We start from the raw sequence: 23,803 nt of genomic DNA on the forward strand, positions 1-23,803 counted from the left end.
AGATGAAGGGGTGCGCGAACGTCGCGACAGGCGATTGACTGCGCGATGAGAGCGCGGATGAAGAGCCGAGTCCTAGACTCTGAGGACACGGTACTTTTGGCGATCGCCAATTTTGAAAAAAGCCTGTGAAACGACGCGAACCCAAGAATGTGGTTTAAGCGTCAGTTCTTGGCGCTCAATGAGCACTTCAACTTCACGAAGAATTTGAATGAAGCAGCAATGCTTCGCGCAAGATGAAAAGAGCGAGACCGCGATCAGCGATCTCGCCCAGGATATAATCGCGAAGATTTAAGATTTGGTTCGGCGAGCGAAGCTTTGTGTTTTTCGCTCCCGCGTCCCGAACGTAGCGCGTCGCTGACGCTACGCCCAGAGATTGCCACTTAGTTCTTCGACTTGTCGACCAGCGCGCCCTTCTTGATCCAGGGCATCATGTCGCGAAGTTTCGCGCCGACTTCCTCGATCGGGTGTGCGGCGAGCTTGGCGCGGGTCGCCTTGAACGAAGTCTGGTTGACCTTGTTCTCGAGCATCCAGTCGCGGGCGAACTTGCCGCCCTGGATGTCGGCGAGAACGCGCTTCATCTCGGCCTTGGTCTCCGCGGTGACGATGCGCGGGCCGGTGACGTACTCGCCATACTCGGCGGTGTTGGAGATCGAGTAGTTCATGTTGGCGATGCCGCCTTCATAGATCAGGTCGACGATCAGCTTCACTTCGTGCAGGCACTCGAAATACGCCATTTCCGGCGCGTAGCCGGCTTCGACCAGGGTCTCGTAGCCGGCCTTGATCAGTTCGACCAGGCCGCCGCAGAGAACGACCTGCTCGCCGAACAGATCGGTCTCGCACTCTTCCTTGAAGGTGGTCTCGATGATGCCGGCGCGGCCACCGCCGACCGCGGAGGCGTAGGACAGGCCGAGGTCATGGGCATTGCCCGAGACGTCCTTGGCGATCGCGATCAGGCAGGGCACGCCGCCGCCGCGCTGATATTCTGAACGCACGGTGTGGCCGGGGCCTTTCGGCGCGATCATCAGCACGTCGAGGTCGGGGCGCGGATCGAGCAGGTTGAAGTGGACGTTGAGGCCGTGCGCGAACACCAGCGCAGCGCCCTTCTTCATGTTGTCGTGCAGGTGGTCGCGGTAGATGTCGCCCTGGAGCTCGTCCGGGGTGAGCATCATGACGAGGTCGGCCCATTTGGCGGCTTCGGCGACTTCCATCACCTTGAAGCCTGCGGCTTCCGCCTTCTTCACCGAACTCGAGTCCTTGCGCAGCGCGATCGCCACTTCCTTGACGCCGGAGTCCTTCAGGTTGAGCGCATGGGCGTGGCCCTGGCTGCCATAGCCGACGATGGCGACCTTCTTCCCCTTGATCAGGTTCAGGTCCGCGTCGCGATCGTAATAAACACGCATAGTCGTTTCCTCGTTGAGGGCCGGAAATCGGCCGATGGTCAGTGTCCGAAGGGTGAAATTTGCGGATTTCGGGGGCTGTCTAGAGCATTTCGGCCCCTGAGGGAAACCCGTTTCTGCATGGAAATCCGCGACATCATGCATCCATGAAAACGGGGTAGAGGGAGGCGAGCAGCAGGAGCGCCATCAGGATATTGAAGGCGCGGACCAGCCGCTCCGAGGTCAGCACCGGCCGTAGCGCGGTGCCGAAGCACGCCCAGACCACGGTCGAGACCGTGCCGACCAGGAGACTGATCAGGGTCTGGATCGCGATGTTGACTGGAAACCGGGCAATGGCCGCATAGGCGGTGATGGTGCCGATCACGATCACCCAGCCCTTGGCATTGATCCACTGGAACATGGCCGCGCCCCAGAAGGTCATCGGGCCGCGGCCGTCAACCTCGCCAGGCTTGGTCGGGCCGGAGAAGGCGATCACGGCAGCGAGGTAAATCAGGTAAGCGGCGCCGGCATATTTCAGGATGGTCTGCAGGACCGGGTAGGCCAGAAACACGGTGCCGAGCCCGAGCCCCACCGCGGCGATCATGAAGGCAAAGCCGAGGACGATGCCGACGATATGCGGAACGGTGCGCCGGAAGCCATAGGTCAGCCCGGAGGACAACAGCATGATGTTGTTCGGCCCGGGGGTGAAATACATCACCACCATGAAGGCGAGGAACGCATAGAAGAGCGAGTTGGCCATATTCACCTCACGCCGTCTTCAGGATTTGCGGACGCTTCGCCAGCACCATCAGCGCAAGGCCGCCGATGACGGTCAGCATGCCGGCGAGACGCAACGGCCCGAACCGCTCGCCAAACACGATGCTGGACGCCGCAGAACCGACGAACGGCACGAGCAGTGCAAACGGCACGACCTGCGCAGCAGGATAGTCACGCAATAGCCGCCCCCACAGCCAATAGGCGATGCTGGTCGAGACCGCGCCGATCGCCAGCAGGCAGATGAGGCCGGTCAGCGACATGTGGATCAGCGACTGAAAAGTCGGCGCTGGTCCGTCGACCACGAGCGCGAGCACTGACAGCGGCATGGCGGTCGCCAGGCAAAGCCAGGCGAAAAGGTCGAACATCGGCACACCGCGGGCACCGCGCAGCAGGATGTTGCCGATCGCAAAACTGACCGGTGAGATCATCAGCACGGCGAAGGCGCTGACGCTGAAGTCATAACCAACGGTGCCGCAAATCATCAGAAGGCCGGCCGCGGCAATGGCGATGCCCAGCGTCTGCACCGGCGTCGGCCGCTCGCCGAACGCAATCGCGGCAAGACCGATCGTGAACAAGGCCTGGCTCTGCACGACGACCGAGGTCAAGCCGACCGGTACGCCGTGGGCGATGCCATAGGCTTGGCTCAGGAACTGGCCGAGGAACAGCGTAGAGCTGATCGCGATCAGGCGCGGCCAGGCGATCTTCGGCTTGGGAACGAACAGGCACGGCAGTGCGGCAATCGAGAAGCGCATCGCCGTCATCAGCTCCGGCGAAAACTCGTAGAGCGCGATCCGGCTCGCCACGAAGGCAAGCCCCCAGATGATCGCCACCAAGAGGGCGATGAGGATGTCAGCCGGCTTCATTGTTGTTTTCCGGTTCTGCCCTGTCGTGCAGCCCTGCTTGTTCTTCTCGTCTAGCCTTGCTCGCCGGCTTTCGGTTTGCGCAAGAGATATGTGCCGTGCATCGGTGCGTGATAATCGGCCGAGACCAGCGTGAAGCCGACATCGGTCAGCATTCGCTCCATCACCCAGCCGAAAGTGGAATATTCGTCGCGCATATGCGTCACCACGCTGGCGCGCGAGAAATCGTGGTTCTTGATCTGGTAGTCGGCCCATTGCTCGACGTCACGCTCGATCGCGTCGGGCATCGAGGCATAAACGATGTCGCGCAGGTAGAAGCTCGCACCCGGCTTCAGCGCACGCAAGATCCGCGACATCGCCACGACCTTCCAGAAGTCGGGCAGATGATGCAGCGTGAACTCGCTGACGATCAAATCGTAGGATTCCGGGCGGTAGGCAAAGCTGAGCAGGCCGGCGGACTGCGTGCGCACGGGCGCCTTGCGGTCGCGGGCATAGATCTCGGCAAGCGCGAGCATCGCCGGTGAAATATCGATCGCGTCGACCTCGGCCCCCATCAGCGCGGCTTCAGCGGCGAGCACGCCATTGCCGCAGCCGATATCGGCGACACGCCAGCCGCGCTGGACTCCCAACATTTTCAGTGCGGCGCGCGCCCGCAGATCGGCATCGTCGTGGGCGTCGTAGATCGACGCCACCGCGGGCTCGATGCCCATCCGGTTCCGCTCGTTATAGTACCAGTCGCGCGCCAGCATGATTCACATCCCTTCAGGCCCGCGACCGATCGCGGCGACGCCGGTGCGCGACACCTCGACAAGGCCGAGCGGGCGCATCAGGTCGATAAACTGGTTGATCTTGTCCGTATTGCCTGTGATTTCGAACACAAAGCTCTCAGTGGTGGCATCGATCACCCGCGCACGGAAGGCGTCCGCCAGCCGCAGCGCCTCGACGCGATGCTCGCCCTGTCCGCGCACCTTCACCATCGCTAGTTCGCGCTCGATCGAGCGGCGGGTCTGCGTCATGTCGACGACCTGGTAGACCGGGATCATGCGGTCGAGTTGATGCTTGATCTGCGCGATCACCATCGGCGTTCCGGTGGTGACGATGGTGATGCGCGACAGATGCTTCTGCGCCTCGGTCTCGGAGACCGTGAGGCTCTCGATGTTGTAGCCGCGCCCCGAAAACAGGCCGATGACGCGCGCGAGCACGCCCGGCTCGTTCTGCACGAGCACCGCAAGGGTGTGCGTCTCGTTCGGATCGTGGCGCTCTTCGATGAAATAGGCGGATGCCGGCTGGTTCATGATCGTCCCCTCAAAATCCTATCGTACTCACACCAGCGCCTTGCCGCCGGCGAACGCCTTTGCGGTCGCCTCGTCGTTGGCCTGCTCGGGCAGCAGCATCTCGTTGTGCGCCTTGCCGGAGGGGATCATGGGGAAGCAGTTTTCCAGGGCAGCGACACGGCAGTCGAACAGCACCGGACGCTTGACCGAGATCATCTCCTTGATCGCGCCATCGAGATCAGAGGGCCTGGAGACCTGGAGACCGACGCCGCCATAGGCTTCCGCGAGCTTGACGAAATCAGGCAGGGCCTCGGAGTAAGAATGCGACAGCCGGTTGCCGTGGAGCAATTGCTGCCACTGCCGCACCATGCCCATGTACTGGTTGTTCAGGATGAAGATCTTGATCGGCAGCTCGTACTGAACCGCCGTCGACATCTCCTGCATCGTCATCTGCACCGAGGCATCGCCCGCGATGTCGATGACGAGACTATCCGGATGCGCGACCTGCACGCCGATCGCAGCGGGCAGGCCGTAGCCCATGGTGCCGAGTCCGCCCGAGGTCATCCAGCGGTGCGGCTCCTCGAAGCCGTAGAACTGCGCCGCCCACATCTGGTGCTGCCCGACCTCGGTCGTGATGTAGGTGTCCTTGCCACGCGTGGCCTCGAACAGGCTCTGGATCGCGTGCTGCGGCAGGATGACGTCGTTGCTCTTCTTGTAATAGAGCGAGTTGCGGGCGCGCCACTGCGCGATCTGCTGCCACCAGCTCTTGATGTCGGGCTTCTTCGCCTCGGCCTTGAACACCTGGAGGATGTCGCCAAGGATGTTGCCGCAATCACCGATGATCGGCACATCGACACGGATGTTCTTGTTGATCGAGGACGGGTCGATGTCGATGTGGATCTTCTTCGAGTTCGGCGAGAACGCATCGACCCGGCCGGTGATGCGATCGTCGAAGCGCGCGCCGACGCACAGCATGACGTCGCAATCATGCATGGTCATGTTGGCTTCGTAGGTGCCGTGCATGCCGAGCATGCCGAGCCAGTTCTTGCCCGACGCAGGGTAGGCACCCAGGCCCATCAGGGTTGACGTGATCGGGAAACCGGTGACCTCGACCAGCTCGCGCAGCAGCTTGGTGGCTTCGGGACCGGAATTGATGACGCCGCCGCCGCTGTAGATCACCGGGCGCTTGGCGCCGGCCAGCAGCGCCACGGCCTTGCGTATCTGCGTCGCATCGCCCTTCACGCGCGGCGCGTAGGAGCGGTGCACATCGGACTTGCGCGGCGGATGGTAGGTGCCGGTGGCGAACTGCACGTCCTTGGGAACGTCGACCAGCACCGGGCCCGGACGGCCCGTGGTCGCCACATAGAACGCCTCGTGCAGCACCTTCGCGAGGTCGTTGACGTCGCGGACCAGCCAATTGTGCTTGGTGCAGGGACGTGTGATGCCGACGGTGTCGCATTCCTGGAAGGCGTCATTGCCGATCAGATGCGTCGGCACCTGGCCGGAGATGCAGACCAGAGGGATCGAATCCATCAGCGCATCGGTCAGCGGCGTCACCATGTTGGTGGCGCCGGGGCCCGAGGTCACCAGCGCAACACCGGGCTTGCCGGTCGAGCGGGCATAGCCTTCCGCAGCATGCCCGGCGCCCTGCTCGTGACGGACCAGGATGTGCTGGACTTCGCTCTGCTGGAAGATCTCGTCATAGATCGGAAGCACCGCGCCGCCGGGATAGCCGAAAATGTCGGTCACGCCGTGATCGATGAGCGCGCGGACGATCATCGCGGCGCCCGTCATCTGGTTCGGATCGTGGCTCTTGTCGCTCATTGGCTTGCTCCGGATGCGCTGACGTCAGCGGCTTCGTTCGTGTCGGTTTCGGGAAATAAAAAAGGCCCCGAAGAGGGACCCTGCACACCGCCTGTCGTGTGGATGGCAGCTAGCCACCCCCGGCGGTGTGCCTGGGTACGACGGCAATAAGGAGTTTGGTAATAATGTTACGCATGGCGGCCGCTCAGCTTCGCAAAGGTTGCGCGAAACATAACGACCAAAGCCTCGATGTCAAGGCAAACCGGCCGCTTCCGCGCGATTTTGGCAGTGTAGCGGCGTTCCCAGGGTTCGGCGAGAGGTAAAATCGGGAACCCAAGGCACAAAAGCGTGTCACGGGCCGCCGGCCCCGCCGGCGGCGGCCGCCAGCCAGCCCCCCGCCTCCACCGGCTTCACCCACTCGAATTCCGGCAGCTGATGCCTGAACCAGGTGAATTGGCGCTTGGCGTAGTGGCGGGTGTCGGCCCGGCCCATCGCAGCGGCTTCCTCGAGGCCAAGCTCACCGCGCAGATATCGGATCAGGGCCGGCACGCCGTGGGCCTTCATCGCCGGCAGCAGCGGGTCGAGCCCGCGGGCGCCGAGCTGCTCGACCTCTTCAAGAGCACCGGCGCCCAGCATGGCGCCGAAGCGGGCGTCGATGCGGGCATAGAGCTCGTCGCGTTCGGGCGCGAGGAATACGGCGCGGAAGCTGTCCTTCGGCAACAGCGGCGGCTGGCCCTCGTGGTGCCAGTCGAGCAAGGAGCGGCCGGTTGCCTCGACCACTTCGAGCGCGCGCGCGATCCTGGCGCGATCGCGCAGATTCAATCGCTCGGCTGCGGGCGGATCGCGGCGCGCAAGTTCCGCGTGCAAGGCCTCGACGCCGTTCCGCTCCAGCCGCGCGCGCACGTTCTCGCGCACCTCGCCAGGGATCGGCGGAACAACCGAGAGCCCTGCGGTCAGTGCCTTGAAATAGAGCCCGGTGCCGCCAACGAAGATCGGCAGGCGGCCCTCCGCCCTTGCCCGTTCCAGAACAGTCGCGGCATCAGCCACCCAGGCGCCGGCCGAGAAATTCACGGCTGCATCGACATGGCCGTAAAGGCAATGCGGAACGCGCGCCTGCTCGTCCTCAGTGGGGCGCGCAGTGATGATGCGGAGGTCGCGATAGACCTGCATGGAATCGGCATTGATCACGACCCCGCCCACGTTCAGCGCAAGCTCCAGCGCCAGCGCCGACTTGCCGCTGGCGGTCGGGCCTGCGATAAGCACGGCCTTGCTCGAATGCCTCTCGCTCACGAAAACCTCAAATGTCGCTCGTCGCCACGCTGATCTGCAACCCCGCCAATCCCGCCCTCGACTCCACCATCGTCGACGGTGTCCGCGCCGTGCTGCCCAACGCCGTGCCGGCCCATTGGCTGTTCGACGGCGTTGCGGTCGACATTCCCTTCGGCGCCGACAGTAACCTCGAAGGCGATCGCCATGCCATCGAAGAGCGGCTGCGCGAGCTTCGCGGCGATCTGCCCATCGACATCGTGGTGCAGCCTGTCGGCTTCCGGCGCAAGAAGCTTTTTCTCGCCGACATGGATTCCACCATGATCGGGCAGGAATGCATCGACGAGCTCGCCGATCTCGTCGGTATGAAGGCCCATGTCGCCGCCATCACCGAACGCGCAATGAAGGGAGAGATCGAGTTCGAGCCGGCGCTGCGCGAGCGCGTCGCGCTGCTGAAGGGTCTCCCCGCCGATGTCGTCGACCAGGTTCTGGCCAAGCGTATCACGCTGACCCCCGGCGGCCGCGAGCTGGTCGCCACCATGCGCGCCAACGGCGCCTATACCTGCCTCGTCTCCGGCGGCTTCACCTTGTTCACGAGCGCAGTCGCCGCCAAGATCGGCTTCCAGGAGAACCGCGCCAACGAGCTCGTCGTGCGCGACGGCAAGTTCACCGGCGAAGTGAAGGAGCCGATCCTGGGTCGCGCGGCCAAGCTCGCGACGCTGGTTGATCTGATGGAATCGTTCGATCTCGACGACATCGACTCGGTCGTGGTCGGCGATGGCGCCAATGATCTGGCGATGATCCAGGCAGCGGGACTGGGCGTGGCGTATCATGCGAAGCCAGCCGTTGCAGCGGCAGCCGCGGCACGGATCGATCACGGCGATCTCACCGCGCTGCTCTATGCGCAGGGGTATCGGCGGGACGAGTTCGTGGAAAGCTGATGCCGAACCACCGGCATGCCCGGGCTTGTCCCGGGCATCCACGATTGGGGCTATCCACGCGACAAAGACGTGGATGGCCGGGACAAGGCCGGCCATGACGCGACGTTAAGACGAGAGTCCCTTACTGCACGCTCAGCGCCACGAAGCGCAGCTCGCCATCGCCGTTCGACACCAGCAGCAGCACGGACTTCTTGCCGTCCTTCTTGAGCTGGTCGACCCGCTTCTGGATGTCGTCGCCGCTCGCGACCGCTTCCTGTGCGACTTCGACGATGACGTCGCCGGCGGAGAGCCGCTTCTCGGCAGCGTCGGAATTGGCGTCGACATTGGTCACCACCACGCCCTTGACGCTGTCCTTGATCTTATAACGGGTCCGCAGGTCCTTGTTCAGCACGGCGAGATCGAGGCCGAGCGCCTTCTGCGTCACGGGCTTCTCGGGCGGCGGCTCGTCGGTCTTCACCGAGGCCTGCACCTTCTCCGGATCCTGCAGACGGCCGAGCGTAACCTTCTTAGTCTGCTCCTCGCCCTTGCGGATGACGACGACGTCGACCTCCTTGCCGACTGCGGTGTCGGCGACGACACGGGACAGATCCTTCGGATCCTTGACGTCCTTACCGTCGAACTTGACGACGACGTCACCCGGCTCGATGCCGGCAGGCTTGGCCGGGCCCTTGTCGTCCACACCGGCGACCAGCGCGCCGCGCGCCGGCTTGATGTTGAGACTCTCGGCGATCTCGTCGGTGACGGTCTGGATACGCACACCGAGCCAGCCGCGCCGCAGTTCGCCGAACTGCCGGAGCTGGTCGACGACACCAGCGACCGTCTTCGACGGCACGGCGAAGCCGATGCCGATCGAGCCGCCGGAGGGCGAGATGATCAGCGTGTTGACGCCGATGACGTCGCCTTCGAGGTTGAACAGCGGGCCACCCGAATTGCCGCGATTGATCGCGGCGTCGGTCTGAATGTAGCTGTCATAGGGCCCCGAGGAGATGTCGCGGTTCTTGGCCGAGACGATGCCGGCCGTCACCGTGCCGCCGAGGCTGAAGGGGTTGCCGATCGCGACCACCCAGTCGCCCAAACGCAATTTGTCGGAGTCGCCAAACTTCACCGAGACGAGCGGCTTCGGCGGCTTGAAACTTCAACACGGCAAGATCGGTCTTCTTGTCGACACCGACGAGCTCGGCCTTGATCTTGGTGCCGTCGTTGAGAATGACGTTGATCTCGTCGGCATCGGCGATGACGTGGTTGTTCGTCACGACCACACCCGACGTGTCGATGATGAAGCCTGACCCGAGCGAGTTGGTCTTGTGCGGCAGGCCGCCGCCGTTGTCGCCGCCCTTGCCGCCACCGCCGGGGCCTTTGCGATTCTTGAAGAAGTCGTCGAAGAATTCCTCGAACGGCGAGCCGGGCGGGAGTTGCGGCATGGTGTTGCTGCCGCCCTTGGCCTCGACCGTCTGCGAGGTCGAGATATTCACGACCGCGTCGATCACCTTCTCGGCGACGTCGGCGATGCCCTCCGGCCCGCGCGCCTGCGCCGGCGAGCCGAACAGGCTGAAAGCACTGAACGCGAGCGCGGCCAGCCCAAATCGCGCATGTTGGCGCAAGCGGGTCGGGACAATGGTGGCAGCGGTCATGGTGGTCTCCAGAGAAAGGAATTCGACGTCAAGACTGCGCTCGAACGGGGGCACGGCGCAAGCACGAGCTTAGCGGGCCTCAAGAGCCGGATAATACGGCGAAAACCCGCCGTTCGCCTTCACTTTGACGTTGGCTCGGTGGCTACATCGGACGTCGCATCACCCAGATCAGGATGAGGCCGGCTACGGCCGAACCGATCCCGACCGCCCGCAGGATATTGTCCGGCGTTGCGATGGCGCTTTTCATGGCCTTGCGCATCCAGTTCGGACTTGCCGCGAACATCAAGCCTTCGAGCACAAACAGGATGCCTAAGCCGATGAGGAAGTCGGCGAACGCAATGGACCTCATCGGATTGGAACCTCCCGTTGTGACGTTATTGTCCGAGGAAGGGCGGCCAAACCTGCCGCCCTCGTCTAGCTTACGGTTTTGCCGGCGTTTCGGCCGCTGTCTTGCCGGACGGGTTACCAAAATACCGGAAGAAATCCGAGTCCGGCCGCAGCAAATAGCGGGTATCGCTGGACTTCAGCCCGCTTTCATAGGCTGTCATCGACCGGTAGAAGGCAAAGAAGTCAGCATCCTTGCCATAGGCTTCGGCAAAGAGACGGTTGCGCTCTGCGTCACCCACGCCGCGCGTCTGTTCGGCCTGGGAGTTCGCGTCGGCAATGATCACCGTCACATCGCGGTCGGCCTTGGAGCGGATTTCCTGCGCTTTCTGGCCGCCCTGCGCGCGGAATTCTGCGGCTTCGCGCTGGCGCTCCGACTTCATCCGGTCGTACACCGCCTGGCTGTTCTGCTCCGGCAGATCGGCGCGGCGAATACGGACGTCGACGACCTCGATGCCGTAACCGCCCGCCTCGCGGTCGAGCTGCTCGCGGATGCGTCCCATCAGCTTCTCGCGTTCATCACGCACCACGGTGATGAAACTGACTTCGCCCAGCACACGGCGCAGCGCCGCATTCAAGAGCGAGGTGAGCTGGAGGTTTGCGGCCTGGATCGAGCCGACACTCTGATAGAAACGCAACGCATCCTTGATGCGATAGCGCGCAAAGGCGTCGACCACGAGCCGCTTCTGATCGGAGGCAATGACCTCCTGCGAGGGGTTCTCCAGGTCGAGGATCCGCTTGTCGATGTTGATCACGGAGTTCCAGGGCGCCTTGAAGTGCAGCCCGGGGTCGGTGACGACGTCCACCGGCGCGCCGAATTGCAGCACGATGGTCTGCTCGGTCTGCTGCACGGTAAACAACGACATGTAGCCGACGATCACGACCAGGAGCGCCGCAAGCAGCGCGACGATGCCTGTAACGGGAGACCTCATCTTGCGCCTCCGCTCGGCAGCTGGCCTGCCGTCGTGGGCTTCTTGGTCGACAATTCGCTGAGCGGCAGATAAGGCACGACGCCCTGGCCCGAGGAGCCGCCGTCGTAGATCAGCTTGTCCGAGCCGCCGAGCACGCGCTCCATCGTCTCCAGATAGATCCGTTCACGCGTCACGTCCGGCGCCTTCTTGTATTCCTCGTACACTTTCAGGAAGCGCGCGCTCTGGCCCTTGGCCTCGGCGACCGCCTGCTCCTTGTAGCCCTCGGCCGCCTGCAGGATGCGCGCCGCGTTGCCGCGCGCTTCAGGCACGACCTTGTTGGCATAGGTCTGCGCTTCGTTTTGCAACTGCTCGAGATTGGCACGAGCCGCCTGCACGTCACGGAACGCATCGATCACCTGCGCCGGCGGATCGACCTTCTGCATCTGCACCTGGGTGATCTGGATGCCGGCGCCATAGCCGTCGAGCGTCTTCTGCATCAAATCCTGCACGGTGGTCTCGGTCTGCGTCCGCGCGCCGGTCAGGATCGGCTGGATGTCGGAGCGGCCGATCACCTCGCGCATCGCGCTCTCGGCGACCGCCTTCACGGTGCCCTCGGGGTTCTGGATGTTGAACAGGAAATTACCGACGCCGTTGGGCTTGATGCGCCAGAGCACGGTGAAGTCGACGTCGACGATGTTCTCGTCGCCGGTCAGCATCAGACTCTCTTCCGGCACGTCACGGATCGAGCGGCCGCGGCGGGCGGGATCGTCGATCAGCGTCATGCCGATGGAAATGGTGGATACGCGCAGCGCCTTCGGCAGCAACACGGTCTCGATCGGATAGGGCAAATGATAATTAAGGCCCGGATCGACGGTGCGGACGTGCTTGCCGAAACGCAGCACGACACCCTGCTCCTCCGACTGCACGCGGAAGAAGCCCGACAGCAGCCAGAGTGCGACGATGATGAGCAGGATCAGCGTGATGCCGATGCCCGAGAAATAGCCACCTGGCATGATCTGCTGGAGCCGGTCCTGGCCGCGCCGCAGAAGGTCCTCCAGATCCGGCGGCCTCGGCCCGACCGGTTGCGGGCCTGAGCCCCACGGTCCTTTCGGACCCGAGCCCCATGGGCCACCGCCCTGATTCTTCCACGGCATTCGACGCTCTCCTCGGCAGACCGGGACTAGAACTTGCCCGGCCGGCATTGTCCGGACCGGCTTTATAGGGGACCGAAAGGACCCTTACAACGCAAGCCTGACCGTCCCACGAGCTATGCTCGGGGGCGGAAAAGTCAATGTAAACATTGGCGAATGGAGTTAATGAGACGGCCGCCGACGATATGTCACATAGGAGAAGGCGGCACTATCCTGGGGACCGGCCGGGTGGCGGACGCGCTCTGTTTCCTCCCACTGCGCCTTGTCGACGTCGAAATGCGTGTCGCCGTCCGGCCTCGCATGCACCTCTGTGATCTCGAGGCGGTCGGCACGATCGAGCCATTGCCGGAAGATTTCGGCACCGCCAATCACGGCGATTTCAGCGGCTGAACGCCGCAGGGCGTCGCCAAGCGCAACTGAAGCAGCGGCCGCAGCCGACGTCACGACGATGGCGCCGGCGGCGCGATAGTCCGCATCGCGCGTGATCACGATGTTGGTGCGGTTCGCAAGCGGCCGACGCCCGGGCAAGGATTCGAAGGTCTTGCGGCCCATGATCACGGGTTTGCCGATGGTGAGCGCCTTGAAGCGCGCCATATCGGATTTCAACCGCCACGGCAGCGCGTTGCCGGCGCCGATGATGCCGTTCTCCGCAATCGCGACGACGAAGACGATCTCCATCAGAGGGCGCTCCCCGCAAGACGCGTGAGCGCTGAACCAGAGACGCGGCACAGCGTCCAGTCATCCAGCATCACGGCGCCAAGCGACCTGTAGAATGCGATCGACGGCCCATTCCAGTCGAGCACCGCCCATTGCAGGCGCGACCAGCCGTTGTCGATGCATTCCTTCGCGAGATAGATCAGCAGCGCCTTGCCGAGGCCCTTGGCGCGATGCGACGGCCGCACATACAAGTCTTCGAGATAGATGCCGTGGCGGCCGCTGAAGGTGGAGAAATTCAGGAACCACACCGCAAAGCCGACCGGCTCGCCGTTCCAGCAGGCAATCGCACAAAACAGCCTGGGATCGCTGCCGAACAAGGCGGCCGCAATGTCAGCCTCGGTCGCCTCGAGTTCATGCGAGAGCTTTTCGTATTCGGCAAGCTCACGGACGAAATCAAGAACGAGCCCGGCTTCGCCAGGGCGCGCGCGGCGGATGCTGAGCGACATCGGCGCTAGACCGCGACTTCCGCCTTGATGTGCGGATGCGGGTCGTAGCCGACGAGTTCGAAATCCTCGTAACGGAAGGAGAAGATGTCCTTCACATCAGGATTGATCCGCATCACCGGCAGCGCGCGCGGCGCGCGGGTGAGCTGGAGCCGCGCCTGCTCCAGATGATTGGAGTAGAGATGGGTGTCGCCGAACGAATGCACGAAGTCGCCGGGCTTCAGGCCCGTGACCTGCGCAACCATCATGGTGAGCAGCGCATAGGAGGCGATGTTGAAGGGCACGCCGAGGAACACGTCGGCCGAACGCTGATAGAGCTGGCACGAGAGCTTGCCGTTGGCGACGTAGAACTGGAACAGGCAGTGACACGGCGGCAGCGCCATCTTGTCGACTTCGGCCGGATTCCAGGCCGAGACGATCAGGCGGCGCGAGTCCGGTTTGCGCTTGATCATGTCGACGACATTGGAGATCTGGTCGATGCTGCGTCCGTCCGGCGCGGGCCAGGAGCGCCATTGATGGCCGTAGACCGGGCCGAGATCGCCATTGGCGTCCGCCCACTCGTCCCAGATGGTGACGCCGTTGTCCTTGAGATACTTGATGTTGGTGTCGCCCTTCAGGAACCACAACAGCTCATGCACGATCGCCTTCAGCGGCAGCCGCTTGGTGGTGAGCATGGGGAAGCCGGCGGACAGATTGAAGCGCATCTGATGGCCGAACACCGACAACGTGCCGGTGCCGGTCCGGTCGGTCTTCTCGGCGCCGTCTGAAAGAATCCGCTCGAGCAGGTCCTGATACTGGTGCATGTGCCAATGAGCCTTTGGGGAGGCGGCGAACTTAACGGCCACCCCCGCGCTGTGACAGCGGCGATTCGCTGGTCGCGCCGATTATACCCCGAAAAGTGAGAGCTCCCGGCGCCAATGACAAGGGGCGGAACTCACCTCTCGCCCCTCGCCTATCGGCTTGATCTAGCTGGTTAAGTCGCTTGTTGCGACGCGCTCAATTCTCGGATTCGGTAAACACCTCGTCGCGCTTGGCACGCAGCATGGGCAGCAACGTCAGCACGAGCAGGAATGTCGCGATCGCGAGCAGCGCGGCGGAGAGCGGTCGGGTCAGGAACACGCTCCAGTCACCACGCGAGATCAGCAGCGCGCGGCGCAGGTTCTCTTCCATCAACGGTCCGAGCACCATGCCGAGCAGCAGCGGCGCCGGTTCGAAATCGTGCTTGATCAGCCAGTAGCCGACGAGACCGAAGACGCCTGCGAGGATGACGTCGACCGGCGCGTTGTTCACCGAGTAGATGCCGATCGCGCAGAAGATCACGATCGAGGGAAACATCAGCCGGTAGGGCACACGCAGCAGGCGGACCCAGATGCCGACCAGCGGCAGGTTGATGATGATCAGCATCAGGTTGCCGATCCACATCGAGGCGATCATGCCCCAGACCAGATCAGGCTGCTTCTGCATCACCTGCGGGCCCGGCACGATGCCATGAATTGTCATCGCGCCCACCATCAGCGCCATCACCGCGTTGGGCGGGATGCCGAGCGTCAGCAGCGGGATGAAGGAGGTCTGTGCGGCCGCGTTGTTGGCGCTTTCCGGCGCAGCCACGCCCTCGATCGCACCGCGGCCGAACCGCGATGGGTTCTTGGCAAGCTTCTTCTCGAGCGTGTAGGCCGCGAACGAGGCGATGACGGCGCCGCCGCCCGGAAGAATGCCGAGAATCGAGCCGAGCACGGTGCCGCGCAGGACCGCAGGCGTCGAGTCGATCAGGTCCTTCCTGGTCGGCATCAGGCCGGTGATCTTCTGCTGCACGAGATCGCGGTTCATCTCCGCGCCGGCGTCGAGGTTGCGGATGATCTCGGCAAAGCCGAACACGCCCATTGCCACCGTTGCGAAGCCAAGACCATCGGCGAGTTCTGGAATGTTGAAGGCCATGCGCGAGGCGCCGGTCTCGATGTCCGAGCCGACCATCGACAGCAGAAGGCCGAACACGATCATCGCGATCGCCTTCAGCACCGAGCCCTTGGCGAGCACGACGGCGAAGATCAGGCCAAGCACCATCAGCGAGAAATATTCAGCGGGACCGAACGCGAGCGCGAGCTTGGTCAGCGGCGCACCAAGCACGGCGATGAGCACGGTTGCGACGCAGCCGGCGAAGAACGAGCCGATCGCGGCGATCGCCAGCGCCGGACCGGCGCGGCCCTGCTTGGCCATCTGGTGCCCGTCGATCGCGGTGACCACCGATGTCGCCTCACCCGGGATGTTGACCAGGATCGAGGTGGTCGAGCCGCCATACTGGGCGCCGTAATAGATGCCGGCGAGCATGATCAGTGCACCGACCGGCGGTAGTCCGAAGGTGATCGGCAGCAGCATCGCGACGGTCGCAATGGTGCCGATGCCCGGCAGCACACCGACCAGCGTGCCCACGAGCGCGCCGATCAGGCACATCAGGAGATTGATCGGAGAGAATGCGACGACAAACCCGTGAGCGAGGTTGGCGAAGAGATCCATCACACCCTCACTGGGCCAGGAAACGCGGGAACATCGGCATCGGCAGGCCGAGCACGTAGGGGAAGAGAAGCGCGCAGCCGAGTGTCAGGCAGGCGCCGACGATGATGGTCTCGATCCAGCGCGTCTCATGCGTGCCCATCGCCGCAATCAGGAAGCTCACGAACGCCGCCACCACGACGCCAAGCGGACGGATCGCGAGGGCGAAGAAGACGATCGAGGCCATCACGAACAGCGGCCCACGCCAGGAATAATGCGCCATCGCAGGTCCATCGGACAACAGCCCCGTCAACGCGATGCCGGCACCAAGCGCGACGAGAAGCCCACCGAACATCCGGGGCGCCGTGCCGGCGCCAAAGGAGAAGCCGCGCATCCCCTGCAAATCGCTGGAGGCCCACAACGCGAACAGCGCGAGCGCCATCAGGACGATCCCGCCCACATAATCCTGTGCCGACCGGATCGTCATGAACAGCGTGAGGATCGCCACCGCGAACAGCGGATAGGAGTAGATCAGAGCCAACAGCACATCCGATGACGCCTTTTTGACGTCGCCGCCGGCCGCGCCGAGCAACGCAGCCGGGGCGCCAGCGACCAGCGCCCCCGCATGTGCAGCCACGACTTGTAGCGGACCGCGGCCGGCACCCCAGCCGAAGATCGTCCCGAACGACCAGATCAGTTCAAAAATCTGCGGCGCTATGGCCAGCACACAGAATCCGATGGCCACAGATGTGCTTCTTGTGGCTGTTGCCGAGTGGCCCATTGCATCGGCCATGCATGTCTCCTCCGCGACCCGCAAGTCACGAGCACTGTTGTTCTAATCGGCTGGAAATGGATCCCGGCCCCCGGTTCATTGCCTAGCGATTTTCATCACACAATACCAGCAAAACCCAACATGCCTCCCGCGAGCAGAAGCCATAGCGGATTGACGCGCGAGACGGAGGCGATCAATGCAACCGTCGCGGTCAGAAGCGCTGCGGCAATGGTGCGATCAGTCGACTGCGTGAGGATCAGGGCACTCGCTGCCATCAATCCGATCGACAGCGGAACCAGAGCAGCCTGGATCAGCGCGGGCCAGTGCGACTGGCTCGGCCGGTTGAGGAGCCGGCTGACATGGTAGGCAAGCAGCGCCGTCGGCAGGCACATCGCCAGCGTCGCCGCCAGCGCGCCGGGAATGCCGGCAACGGCATAGCCGATCAACGTGACGATAAGGACGTTCGGACCTGGCGAGAGTTGCGCGATCGCATAGGCATCGGCGAACTGCTTGTCGGTCATCCAGTGATGCACCTCGACTGCGATGCGGTGCATCTCGGGCACCGCCGCCGCAGCACCGCCGACCGCGAACAGCGACATGAGTCCAAAGGTGGAGATCAGCGCCCAGATCGGGTTCTCGCTGCTCATGCTGCTACCTTCCGTCGCATCAAATAGGTGGCGCCGATGCTGAGCGGGACCGCGACCAGCAGCACCCCCTGCAGCGGCCAGTGAAGAACGCCGATGGCCGTGAACACGCCGAGCATCAGGACGAGCACGACCACGTCCATCCGCTTGAGCAGCGGCGTCATCATCCGGAAGACCAGGGCGATCAAGAGGCCAACCGCCGCACAGGAAATGCCTGCGAGAATACGACGCAGCACCTCCACATCGCCGAACCGGGCATAGATGATCGCGAGCACGGTCATGATCAGCGTCGGCGGCAGCAACAGCCCCGTGAAGGCTGCAACGCCGCCGGCGATGCCGCGCAGCCGCGACCCGAACACCATCGATAGATTGACGACGTTGGGCCCGGGCAGGAAATGGCAGAGCGCAAACGTCTCGTTGAACTCCTCCGCGGTCATCCAGCGGTGCTGGTCGACGATGGCATGCCGGGCAAACACCAGGACGCCGCCGAAACCGGCTAGCGACATCCGGGCAAAGGCCAGGAACAGTGCCGCCAGGCCCGGCTGCGCGGCCTGGGTGGTGAGACGGTCCGGCTCTTGGGCGGCCGGCGCTGAATCCGTGGACATGTCAGGAGCTTAGAACGCCTCCCGCAGGGCGGCCAAGAGCAGTCCTGGGATCATCCCGGACCTATCCAAAGGGAACCGCGTCCTCTTCGCTCGAAACCCCTGTTTTTTGAAACCTTTGCCCCCTATATTGGGGGAGCCGGTTCGCCGGCTATGGAAATAAACGGTCGTCGCAATAAACCATTCGGACCCGGGGGCGGTACCCGGCGCCTCCACCAAAGCTCATTGGGCTCCGGCCCGTCCAGTGTGAGCTTCGGCGGGGGCGAAATAGGATCGACGAGGGCGTAAAGGGCGTGCTTTTTCCCGGTATTGTTCCGCCGTTATCGGGCTACTGCAATAGTTGCCAACGACAACTTTGCTCCGGTTGCTCAGGCTGCGTAACGCAGTTTGTGAAAGACCATCTTAAAGTCCTAACGGGTTAAGCTCCGTTAGGCGGGGTCCGGAGGCACCTGGCAACAGAAGCCTCCACTTACCTCTGATTTCCTTCGCGGCGGGGACTCCTGCCGGCCCGTCAGGCGCGGTACTATTGCCTGGCGAGTCGGGCCTGCAGAGCCTGCCTCCAGGAATGCAACAGGACCACCATGGCGACCGATCATATACGATACGATGTGCTGACACGCGACGCGCTGCGCGGCGTGCTGCGCAAGGTGCTGACTGATGCCGCGGCCCATGGACTGCCGGGCGAGCATCATTTCTTCATCACCTTCGTGTCGAAGGCCGACGGCGTGAAGATCTCGCCGCGGCTGCTGGCGCAATATCCCGAAGAGATGACGATCATCCTCCAGCACCAGTTCTGGGACCTGACCGTGCTCGAGGACCGCTTCGAGGTCGGTCTGTCCTTTGGCGGAATCCCGGAGCGGCTCGTGGTGCCGTTCAGCGCCATCAAGAGCTTCCTTGACCCGTCGGTGAAGTTTGGCGCCGAGTTCGATGTTTCCGATGTCGGCGCGATCGCGGACGAGACTTTGCCGACCGCTCCTGCCCCGTCCGCCGTCACGGTGCCTGCGCCTGCCGCTGAGCCGACGGCGACCTCCGAAGAGCCGTCGCCGCCGAACCAGGGCGGCGCCGAAGTCGTGCGGCTCGATCGTTTCCGCAAGAAATGATCTAGGTTGGCCGCGAGGCCATCGCGCCCGGCCAAACTCCCTATATAGATGAGCATATCAAGAGGCCGCGCGGCGTTTCGGGCGGCAGAATGGATGTGCTCATGGCCAAAGCTGCGAAGACTGCCCGCCCTGTGACCCGCATCGAGACCGACAGTTTCGGTCCGATCGAGGTCCCCGCCGATCGCTATTGGGGGGCGCAGACCGAACGCTCGCGCCAGAATTTCCGCATCGGCATCGATCGCATGCCGATCGCGCTCGTGCATGCGCTCGGCATCGTCAAGCTGGCGGCGGCACAGTCCAATCTCGAGCTCGGCCTGCTCGACAGGCGCCGCGCCAACGCCATCATCCGCGCCGCGCACGAGGTGATCGACGGCAAGCTCGACGATCACTTCCCGCTGGTCGTGTGGCAGACCGGATCGGGCACCCAGAGCAACATGAACCTCAACGAGGTCATCGCCAACCGGGCCAACCAACTGCTCGGGGGCGAGCTCGGCACCAAGAAGCCGGTGCATCCCAACGACCACGTCAACATGAGCCAGTCGTCGAACGACTCCTTCCCGACCGCGATGCACATCGCGGCCGCAAGCCGCATCAATGCCGATCTCGTCCCCGCGCTCGGCGAGTTGCACCGCGCGCTGCGCAAGAAGGAGAAGGAGTTCGCGAAGATCGTGAAGATCGGCCGCACCCACACCCAGGATGCGACGCCGCTGACGCTGGGCCAGGAATTTTCAGGCTATGCCGCGCAAGTCGAAAGCGGCATCGCGCGGCTGAAGGTCGCGGTGAAGGATCTCTATCCTCTGGCGCAGGGCGGCACCGCCGTCGGCACCGGCCTCAACTCCAAGCCGCGCTTCGCAAAGCTGTTCGCCAAGCACGTTGCAAAGATAACCAGACTGCCCTTTACCAGTGCCGCCAACAAATTCGAGGCGCTGGCCTCGAACGATGCCTATGTGCTGGCGCACGGCGCCATCAATTCCGTCGCCACGGGCCTGTTCAAGATCGCCAATGACATCCGCCTGCTCGGATCGGGCCCGCGCTCGGGCCTCGGCGAATTGATCCTGCCGGAGAACGAGCCGGGCTCGTCGATCATGCCGGGCAAGGTCAATCCGACGCAATGCGAGGCGATGACCATGGTGTGCTGCCAGGTGTTCGGCAATCACACCGCGATCACGGTCGCCGGCAGCCAGGGCCATTTCGAGCTCAACGTCTACAAGCCCGTGCTCGCCTACAACATGCTGCACTCGATCCGCCTGATGGCCGACGCTGCGCGCTCCTTCACCGAACATTGCGTCAGCGGCATCCGCGCCGATGAAAACCACATCAAGGAGCTGATGGAGCGTTCGTTGATGCTGGTGACCGCACTGGCGCCGAAGATCGGCTACGACAACGCCGCCAAGGTGGCAAAGACTGCGCATGCCAACGGCACCACGCTGAAGGAGGAGGCGCTGCGGCTTGGCTTCGTCTCGGCGGACGAATTCGACCGTCTGGTGCAGCCGGAGAAGATGACGCGTCCGGGATGAATTCCGAATTCCGATAGTCATCCGTAATGATACGGAGCCTCAAGGCTCATAATTATGAGGCTTAAGGCACAGGATTTGATTACCGTCAATGCGGCGACGGAGGCCCGTGCTACGCAAAGCGCCCTGTGCCCTTGACGGGGCGAAATTCATCGTTTGATGGCCGCGAGGCCGATTGACGAGGACCAGCGAATGACGATCAAGTCCTGTGGGGCGCAACGCGGCGCCCTGTTTCTGGAAGTTTCATCCTGCCCGAGGAGGATCGGATGATGGAGACGCGGCATGGGGAACGTCATCAACCTGAATCGTTTCAGGAAGCGCGCCGAGCGGGAAGCGTCGGCGAAGCAGGCGGACGCCAACCGAACGAAGTTCGGCCGCACGAAGGCCGAGCGTTCGTCGGAGGCGAAGCAGGCGGACCAGGCGAAGGCGCATCTGGACCGGCATCGGATCGATCGCGAGGAGCAGCCATGAAGTCGCCCGTCGTGAAACGTTCGATCGTGGTCGCCGGCCACAAGACCAGCGTCAGCCTGGAAGAGGCGTTCTGGAACGGCATGAAGGAGATCTCGGGTCTGCGCAACATGACGCTGTCCGAGCTCGTCGGTGAAATCGACGGCGCCCGCCAGCAGGGCAATCTGTCCTCGGCGATCCGCCTGTTCGTGCTCGACTATTTCAAGAGCCGCGCCATGGCCGCGATCCAGCAGGAAAAGGTCCCGGCCCAGTAGCCCTGGGGCGCTTTGCCCACGCCTCCGTGATCTGCACTTTAAAATCGCTCTAAGGTGCAGTTTCCACGGGCGCGCGCGCTTGACCTCGATGCCCTGCGTTGAAAATACAGGGCATGACCGACATCCACGATACGCGCCGCGAGATGCCGCTGGGCCTGGCCCAGCGCGGCTATACCGGCGTCATTCAGCACCTGTCCGCCAAGGATGCGGGTTCGGCGCTCACGGACATCGAGCTCGAGAGCCGGCTGATCGAACTCGGTTTCGTCGAGGGCGCCCGGGTCGAGGTCCTGCATGAGGGGCTGGTCGGGCGCGACCCGATCGCCGTGCGGGTCGACAACATCACCATCGCGGTGCGCCGCCGCGAAGCCATGGCCATCATCGTCGCCTGAGATCGCGGCCGGATATTTGTTTCCATGGAATTACCCCTTCTGCATCTCGCCCTGGTGGGCACGCCAAACAGCGGCAAGACCTCGCTGTTCAATGCCCTGACCGGCAGCCGGCAGAAGGTCGCCAACTATCCCGGCGTCACCGTCGAGCGCAAGGAAGGCTTCTTCGTCACCCCGCAGGGACGCCAGGTCTCCGTCGTCGACCTGCCCGGCACCTATTCGCTGCGCGGCCGCAGCCCGGACGAGGAGATCACCCGCGACTTCGTGCTCGGCAAGGCCTCTGGCGAGACCCTGCCCGACCTCGTGCTGTGCGTGGCCGACAGCACCAATCTGCGCCTGACCATCCGCCTGCTGCTCGAGCTCAAGCGCACCGGACGGCCGATGATCCTCGTGCTGAACATGTTCGACATCGCAAGCCGCCGCGGCATCTCGGTCGACGTCGACAGGCTCGCCAAGGAGCTCGGCGTGCCCGTCGTCACCTCGATCGCGGTGCGCAAGGGCGGCACCGCCGACCTGCTGGCGCTGACCGACGAGATCTCGGCCAAGCTCGCCGCCGAGCCGGCCGAAAACACCTGGCGGGCGCTCAGCGTCGCCGAATTGCGCGCCACCCAGCGCGAGGCCGATCGGATCATCTCCGATTGCGTCAGCCTGCCTGCTCGCCCCGACACCTGGACCGCGCGGATCGATGCAATCGTGCTGCATCCGGTCGGCGGGCTCATCGTGCTTGCGGCGATCCTGTTCGTGATGTTCCAGGCGGTGTTCGCCTGGGCGCAGCCGCTGATGGAGTTGCTGCAGTCCGGCTTCGATACGCTCGGCGAGTTGGTGCATGCCAGCCTGCCCGCGGGCCTGTTGCAGAGCTTCCTCCAGAACGGCGTGATCTCGGGCGTCGGCAGCGTCATCGTGTTCCTGCCGCAGATCATCATCATCTTCCTGTTCATCCTGCTGCTGGAAGATTTCGGCTACATGGCGCGCGCCGCGTTCCTGATGGACCGCATCATGGGCGGCGCAGGGCTGCACGGCCGCGCGTTCATTCCGCTGCTGTCGAGCTTTGCCTGCGCCATTCCCGGCATCATGGCCACGCGCGTGATCGACGACAAGCGCGACCGGCTGACCACGATCCTGATCGCGCCCCTGATGACCTGCTCGGCGCGCATCCCCGTCTACACGCTGATCATCTCCGCCTTCATTCCGGCCAAGGACGTCTGGGGCTTCGTCAACCTGCAGGGCCTCGTGATGTTCGGCCTCTATGCCACCGGCATCATCAGCGCGTTGGCGGTCTCGTTCCTGATCAAATTCTTCATGCTGCGCGACTACGCGCCGGCGCCGTTCATGCTTGAGCTGCCGGACTACAAGATGCCGCGGCCGAAATCGATCGCGATCGGCGTCTACACGCGCGCCAAGATGTTCCTGCACCGCGCCGGCACCACGATCTTCTCGATGATGGTGCTGATCTGGTTCCTGGCCTCGTTCCCGCAGCCGCCGGCGGGTGCGACGGAACCCGCGATCGACTTCAGCCTGGCCGCCATGATCGGCAAGGCGATCGAGCCGCTGCTTCACCCGGTCGGATTCAACTGGCAGATCGCGGTCGCGCTGATCCCGGGCATGGCGGCGCGCGAGGTCGCGGTCGCGGCGCTCGGCACCGTCTATGCGATCGAAGGCGGCAAGGAAGCGGCCGAGCAGATCGGCCAGGTGCTGGCGACGAAATGGTCGCTCGCGACCGCGCTGTCGATGCTCGCCTGGTACATCTTTGCCCCGCAATGCGCCTCGACACTTGCCGTGATCCGGCGCGAGACCGGAAGCTGGACCTGGATGGCGGCGACCTTCGCCTACATGCTGGTGCTGGCCTATGCGGCGAGCCTTCTGACCTACAACGTCGCGGTCGCGTTAGGGGCGGGCTGACACCTCTCCAGAGCAAAACTGCGAAAACAACCCCATGCACAGTAGAATGCCCCGCCCGGATGATGACCGGTGAGGGCGACAAAGCCGATGATGCGTCTGCGGGCGCGAGATTCGGAAAATCGGTTGACCCGTCGGGCAAAACA

General features: G+C 63.7%; 24 protein-coding genes, 1 other RNA gene and 1 pseudogene. 8 read left to right on the forward strand and 18 right to left on the reverse strand.

Annotation, left to right across the window (positions count from 1 at the left end):
• Nucleotides 1–380: 380 nt before the first annotated feature.
• The 7 genes from ilvC to miaA all read right to left on the reverse strand — a co-directional run bounded on the left by ilvC (nucleotide 381) and on the right by miaA (nucleotide 7,380).
• Nucleotides 381–1,400, reverse strand: coding sequence for a ketol-acid reductoisomerase (gene ilvC, locus ACVW16_RS09350; RefSeq protein WP_456698959.1), 1,020 nt, complete (start codon nucleotides 1,398–1,400; stop codon nucleotides 381–383).
• Nucleotides 1,401–1,533: 133 nt separating this feature from the next.
• Nucleotides 1,534–2,136 (reverse strand): LysE family translocator, encoded by a 603-nt coding sequence (locus ACVW16_RS09355; RefSeq protein WP_456735971.1) that lies wholly within the window; start codon nucleotides 2,134–2,136, stop codon nucleotides 1,534–1,536.
• A gap of 7 nt (nucleotides 2,137–2,143) precedes the next feature.
• On the reverse strand, nucleotides 2,144–3,016 hold the full coding sequence (locus ACVW16_RS09360) for an EamA family transporter (protein ID WP_456735972.1): 873 nt from the start codon (nucleotides 3,014–3,016) through the stop codon (nucleotides 2,144–2,146).
• 50 nt (nucleotides 3,017–3,066) lie between these two features.
• A complete protein-coding gene (locus ACVW16_RS09365) occupies nucleotides 3,067–3,762 on the reverse strand; it encodes a class I SAM-dependent methyltransferase (protein ID WP_456698962.1) in 696 nt (231 codons plus the stop codon).
• A gap of 3 nt (nucleotides 3,763–3,765) precedes the next feature.
• Complete coding sequence (gene ilvN, locus ACVW16_RS09370) at nucleotides 3,766–4,308, reverse strand: acetolactate synthase small subunit (RefSeq protein ID WP_298885075.1); 543 nt, start codon at nucleotides 4,306–4,308, stop codon at nucleotides 3,766–3,768.
• A gap of 27 nt (nucleotides 4,309–4,335) precedes the next feature.
• Nucleotides 4,336–6,111 carry an acetolactate synthase 3 large subunit gene (locus ACVW16_RS09375; RefSeq protein WP_456698963.1) on the reverse strand — a complete coding sequence of 592 codons (1,776 nt, stop codon included), beginning with the start codon at nucleotides 6,109–6,111 and terminating at the stop codon, nucleotides 4,336–4,338.
• Nucleotides 6,112–6,441: 330 nt separating this feature from the next.
• Nucleotides 6,442–7,380 (reverse strand): tRNA (adenosine(37)-N6)-dimethylallyltransferase MiaA, encoded by a 939-nt coding sequence (miaA, locus tag ACVW16_RS09380; RefSeq protein WP_456735973.1) that lies wholly within the window; start codon nucleotides 7,378–7,380, stop codon nucleotides 6,442–6,444.
• Between the two features lie 11 nt (nucleotides 7,381–7,391).
• On the opposite strand from miaA, the gene serB reads away from it, so the two are divergent.
• Nucleotides 7,392–8,297, forward strand: a complete 906-nt coding sequence (gene serB, locus ACVW16_RS09385) for a phosphoserine phosphatase SerB (protein ID WP_456735974.1) — start codon at nucleotides 7,392–7,394, stop codon at nucleotides 8,295–8,297.
• A 121-nt stretch (nucleotides 8,298–8,418) separates the two neighbouring features.
• Here the strand turns inward: serB and ACVW16_RS09390 are convergent.
• From ACVW16_RS09390 to ACVW16_RS09440, 11 genes and pseudogenes are all read right to left on the reverse strand, one after another.
• Nucleotides 8,419–9,928: pseudogene (locus ACVW16_RS09390) on the reverse strand (Do family serine endopeptidase).
• Nucleotides 9,929–10,070: 142 nt separating this feature from the next.
• Complete coding sequence (locus ACVW16_RS09395) at nucleotides 10,071–10,277, reverse strand: DUF2065 domain-containing protein (RefSeq protein WP_456698967.1); 207 nt, start codon at nucleotides 10,275–10,277, stop codon at nucleotides 10,071–10,073.
• 70 nt (nucleotides 10,278–10,347) lie between these two features.
• The gene (gene hflC, locus ACVW16_RS09400) at nucleotides 10,348–11,244 is read right to left on the reverse strand and encodes a protease modulator HflC (RefSeq protein WP_092228362.1); all 897 of its coding nucleotides are present in this window, start codon (nucleotides 11,242–11,244) and stop codon (nucleotides 10,348–10,350) included.
• Entirely contained in the window at nucleotides 11,241–12,377 is a 1,137-nt protein-coding gene (gene hflK, locus ACVW16_RS09405; protein WP_456698968.1) for an FtsH protease activity modulator HflK, read from the reverse strand. Before hflK ends, hflC begins: the two co-directional genes overlap by 4 nt.
• A gap of 159 nt (nucleotides 12,378–12,536) precedes the next feature.
• The gene (locus ACVW16_RS09410; RefSeq protein ID WP_456735975.1) at nucleotides 12,537–13,052 is read right to left on the reverse strand and encodes a dihydrofolate reductase; all 516 of its coding nucleotides are present in this window, start codon (nucleotides 13,050–13,052) and stop codon (nucleotides 12,537–12,539) included.
• The gene (locus ACVW16_RS09415; protein ID WP_456698970.1) at nucleotides 13,052–13,537 is read right to left on the reverse strand and encodes an N-acetyltransferase family protein; all 486 of its coding nucleotides are present in this window, start codon (nucleotides 13,535–13,537) and stop codon (nucleotides 13,052–13,054) included. The genes ACVW16_RS09410 and ACVW16_RS09415 overlap by 1 nt, the downstream gene beginning before the upstream one ends.
• 5 nt (nucleotides 13,538–13,542) lie before the next feature.
• On the reverse strand, nucleotides 13,543–14,337 hold the full coding sequence (locus ACVW16_RS09420) for a thymidylate synthase (protein WP_456735976.1): 795 nt from the start codon (nucleotides 14,335–14,337) through the stop codon (nucleotides 13,543–13,545).
• A gap of 193 nt (nucleotides 14,338–14,530) precedes the next feature.
• Nucleotides 14,531–16,045 (reverse strand): tripartite tricarboxylate transporter permease, encoded by a 1,515-nt coding sequence (locus tag ACVW16_RS09425; protein ID WP_456698972.1) that lies wholly within the window; start codon nucleotides 16,043–16,045, stop codon nucleotides 14,531–14,533.
• A 7-nt stretch (nucleotides 16,046–16,052) separates the two neighbouring features.
• Complete coding sequence (locus ACVW16_RS09430) at nucleotides 16,053–16,814, reverse strand: tripartite tricarboxylate transporter TctB family protein (protein ID WP_456735977.1); 762 nt, start codon at nucleotides 16,812–16,814, stop codon at nucleotides 16,053–16,055.
• Nucleotides 16,815–16,909: 95 nt separating this feature from the next.
• Entirely contained in the window at nucleotides 16,910–17,440 is a 531-nt protein-coding gene (locus tag ACVW16_RS09435; protein ID WP_456735978.1) for a chromate transporter, read from the reverse strand.
• A complete protein-coding gene (locus ACVW16_RS09440; RefSeq protein WP_456735979.1) occupies nucleotides 17,437–18,042 on the reverse strand; it encodes a chromate transporter in 606 nt (201 codons plus the stop codon). The genes ACVW16_RS09435 and ACVW16_RS09440 overlap by 4 nt, the downstream gene beginning before the upstream one ends.
• A 96-nt stretch (nucleotides 18,043–18,138) precedes the next feature.
• Here ACVW16_RS09440 and ssrA point away from each other — a divergent pair.
• The 7 genes from ssrA (at nucleotide 18,139) to feoB (ending at nucleotide 23,660) form a co-directional block, all read left to right on the forward strand.
• Nucleotides 18,139–18,509: a transfer-messenger RNA gene (gene ssrA, locus ACVW16_RS09445) on the forward strand.
• 111 nt (nucleotides 18,510–18,620) lie between these two features.
• On the forward strand, nucleotides 18,621–19,139 hold the full coding sequence (locus ACVW16_RS09450; protein WP_456698976.1) for an SspB family protein: 519 nt from the start codon (nucleotides 18,621–18,623) through the stop codon (nucleotides 19,137–19,139).
• 89 nt (nucleotides 19,140–19,228) lie between these two features.
• Nucleotides 19,229–20,656 carry a class II fumarate hydratase gene (fumC, locus tag ACVW16_RS09455; protein WP_456698977.1) on the forward strand — a complete coding sequence of 476 codons (1,428 nt, stop codon included), beginning with the start codon at nucleotides 19,229–19,231 and terminating at the stop codon, nucleotides 20,654–20,656.
• Nucleotides 20,657–20,935: 279 nt separating this feature from the next.
• A complete protein-coding gene (locus tag ACVW16_RS09460; RefSeq protein ID WP_456698978.1) occupies nucleotides 20,936–21,124 on the forward strand; it encodes a DUF4169 family protein in 189 nt (62 codons plus the stop codon).
• Complete coding sequence (locus tag ACVW16_RS09465; protein ID WP_092228351.1) at nucleotides 21,121–21,375, forward strand: ribbon-helix-helix domain-containing protein; 255 nt, start codon at nucleotides 21,121–21,123, stop codon at nucleotides 21,373–21,375. The genes ACVW16_RS09460 and ACVW16_RS09465 overlap by 4 nt, the downstream gene beginning before the upstream one ends.
• A gap of 113 nt (nucleotides 21,376–21,488) precedes the next feature.
• Complete coding sequence (locus tag ACVW16_RS09470; RefSeq protein ID WP_092228350.1) at nucleotides 21,489–21,764, forward strand: FeoA family protein; 276 nt, start codon at nucleotides 21,489–21,491, stop codon at nucleotides 21,762–21,764.
• 24 nt (nucleotides 21,765–21,788) lie between these two features.
• Nucleotides 21,789–23,660, forward strand: a complete 1,872-nt coding sequence (feoB, locus tag ACVW16_RS09475; RefSeq protein WP_456735980.1) for a ferrous iron transporter B — start codon at nucleotides 21,789–21,791, stop codon at nucleotides 23,658–23,660.
• Nucleotides 23,661–23,803: the final 143 nt, after the last annotated feature.

This window comes from Bradyrhizobium sp. USDA 4474 (assembly GCF_054057515.1).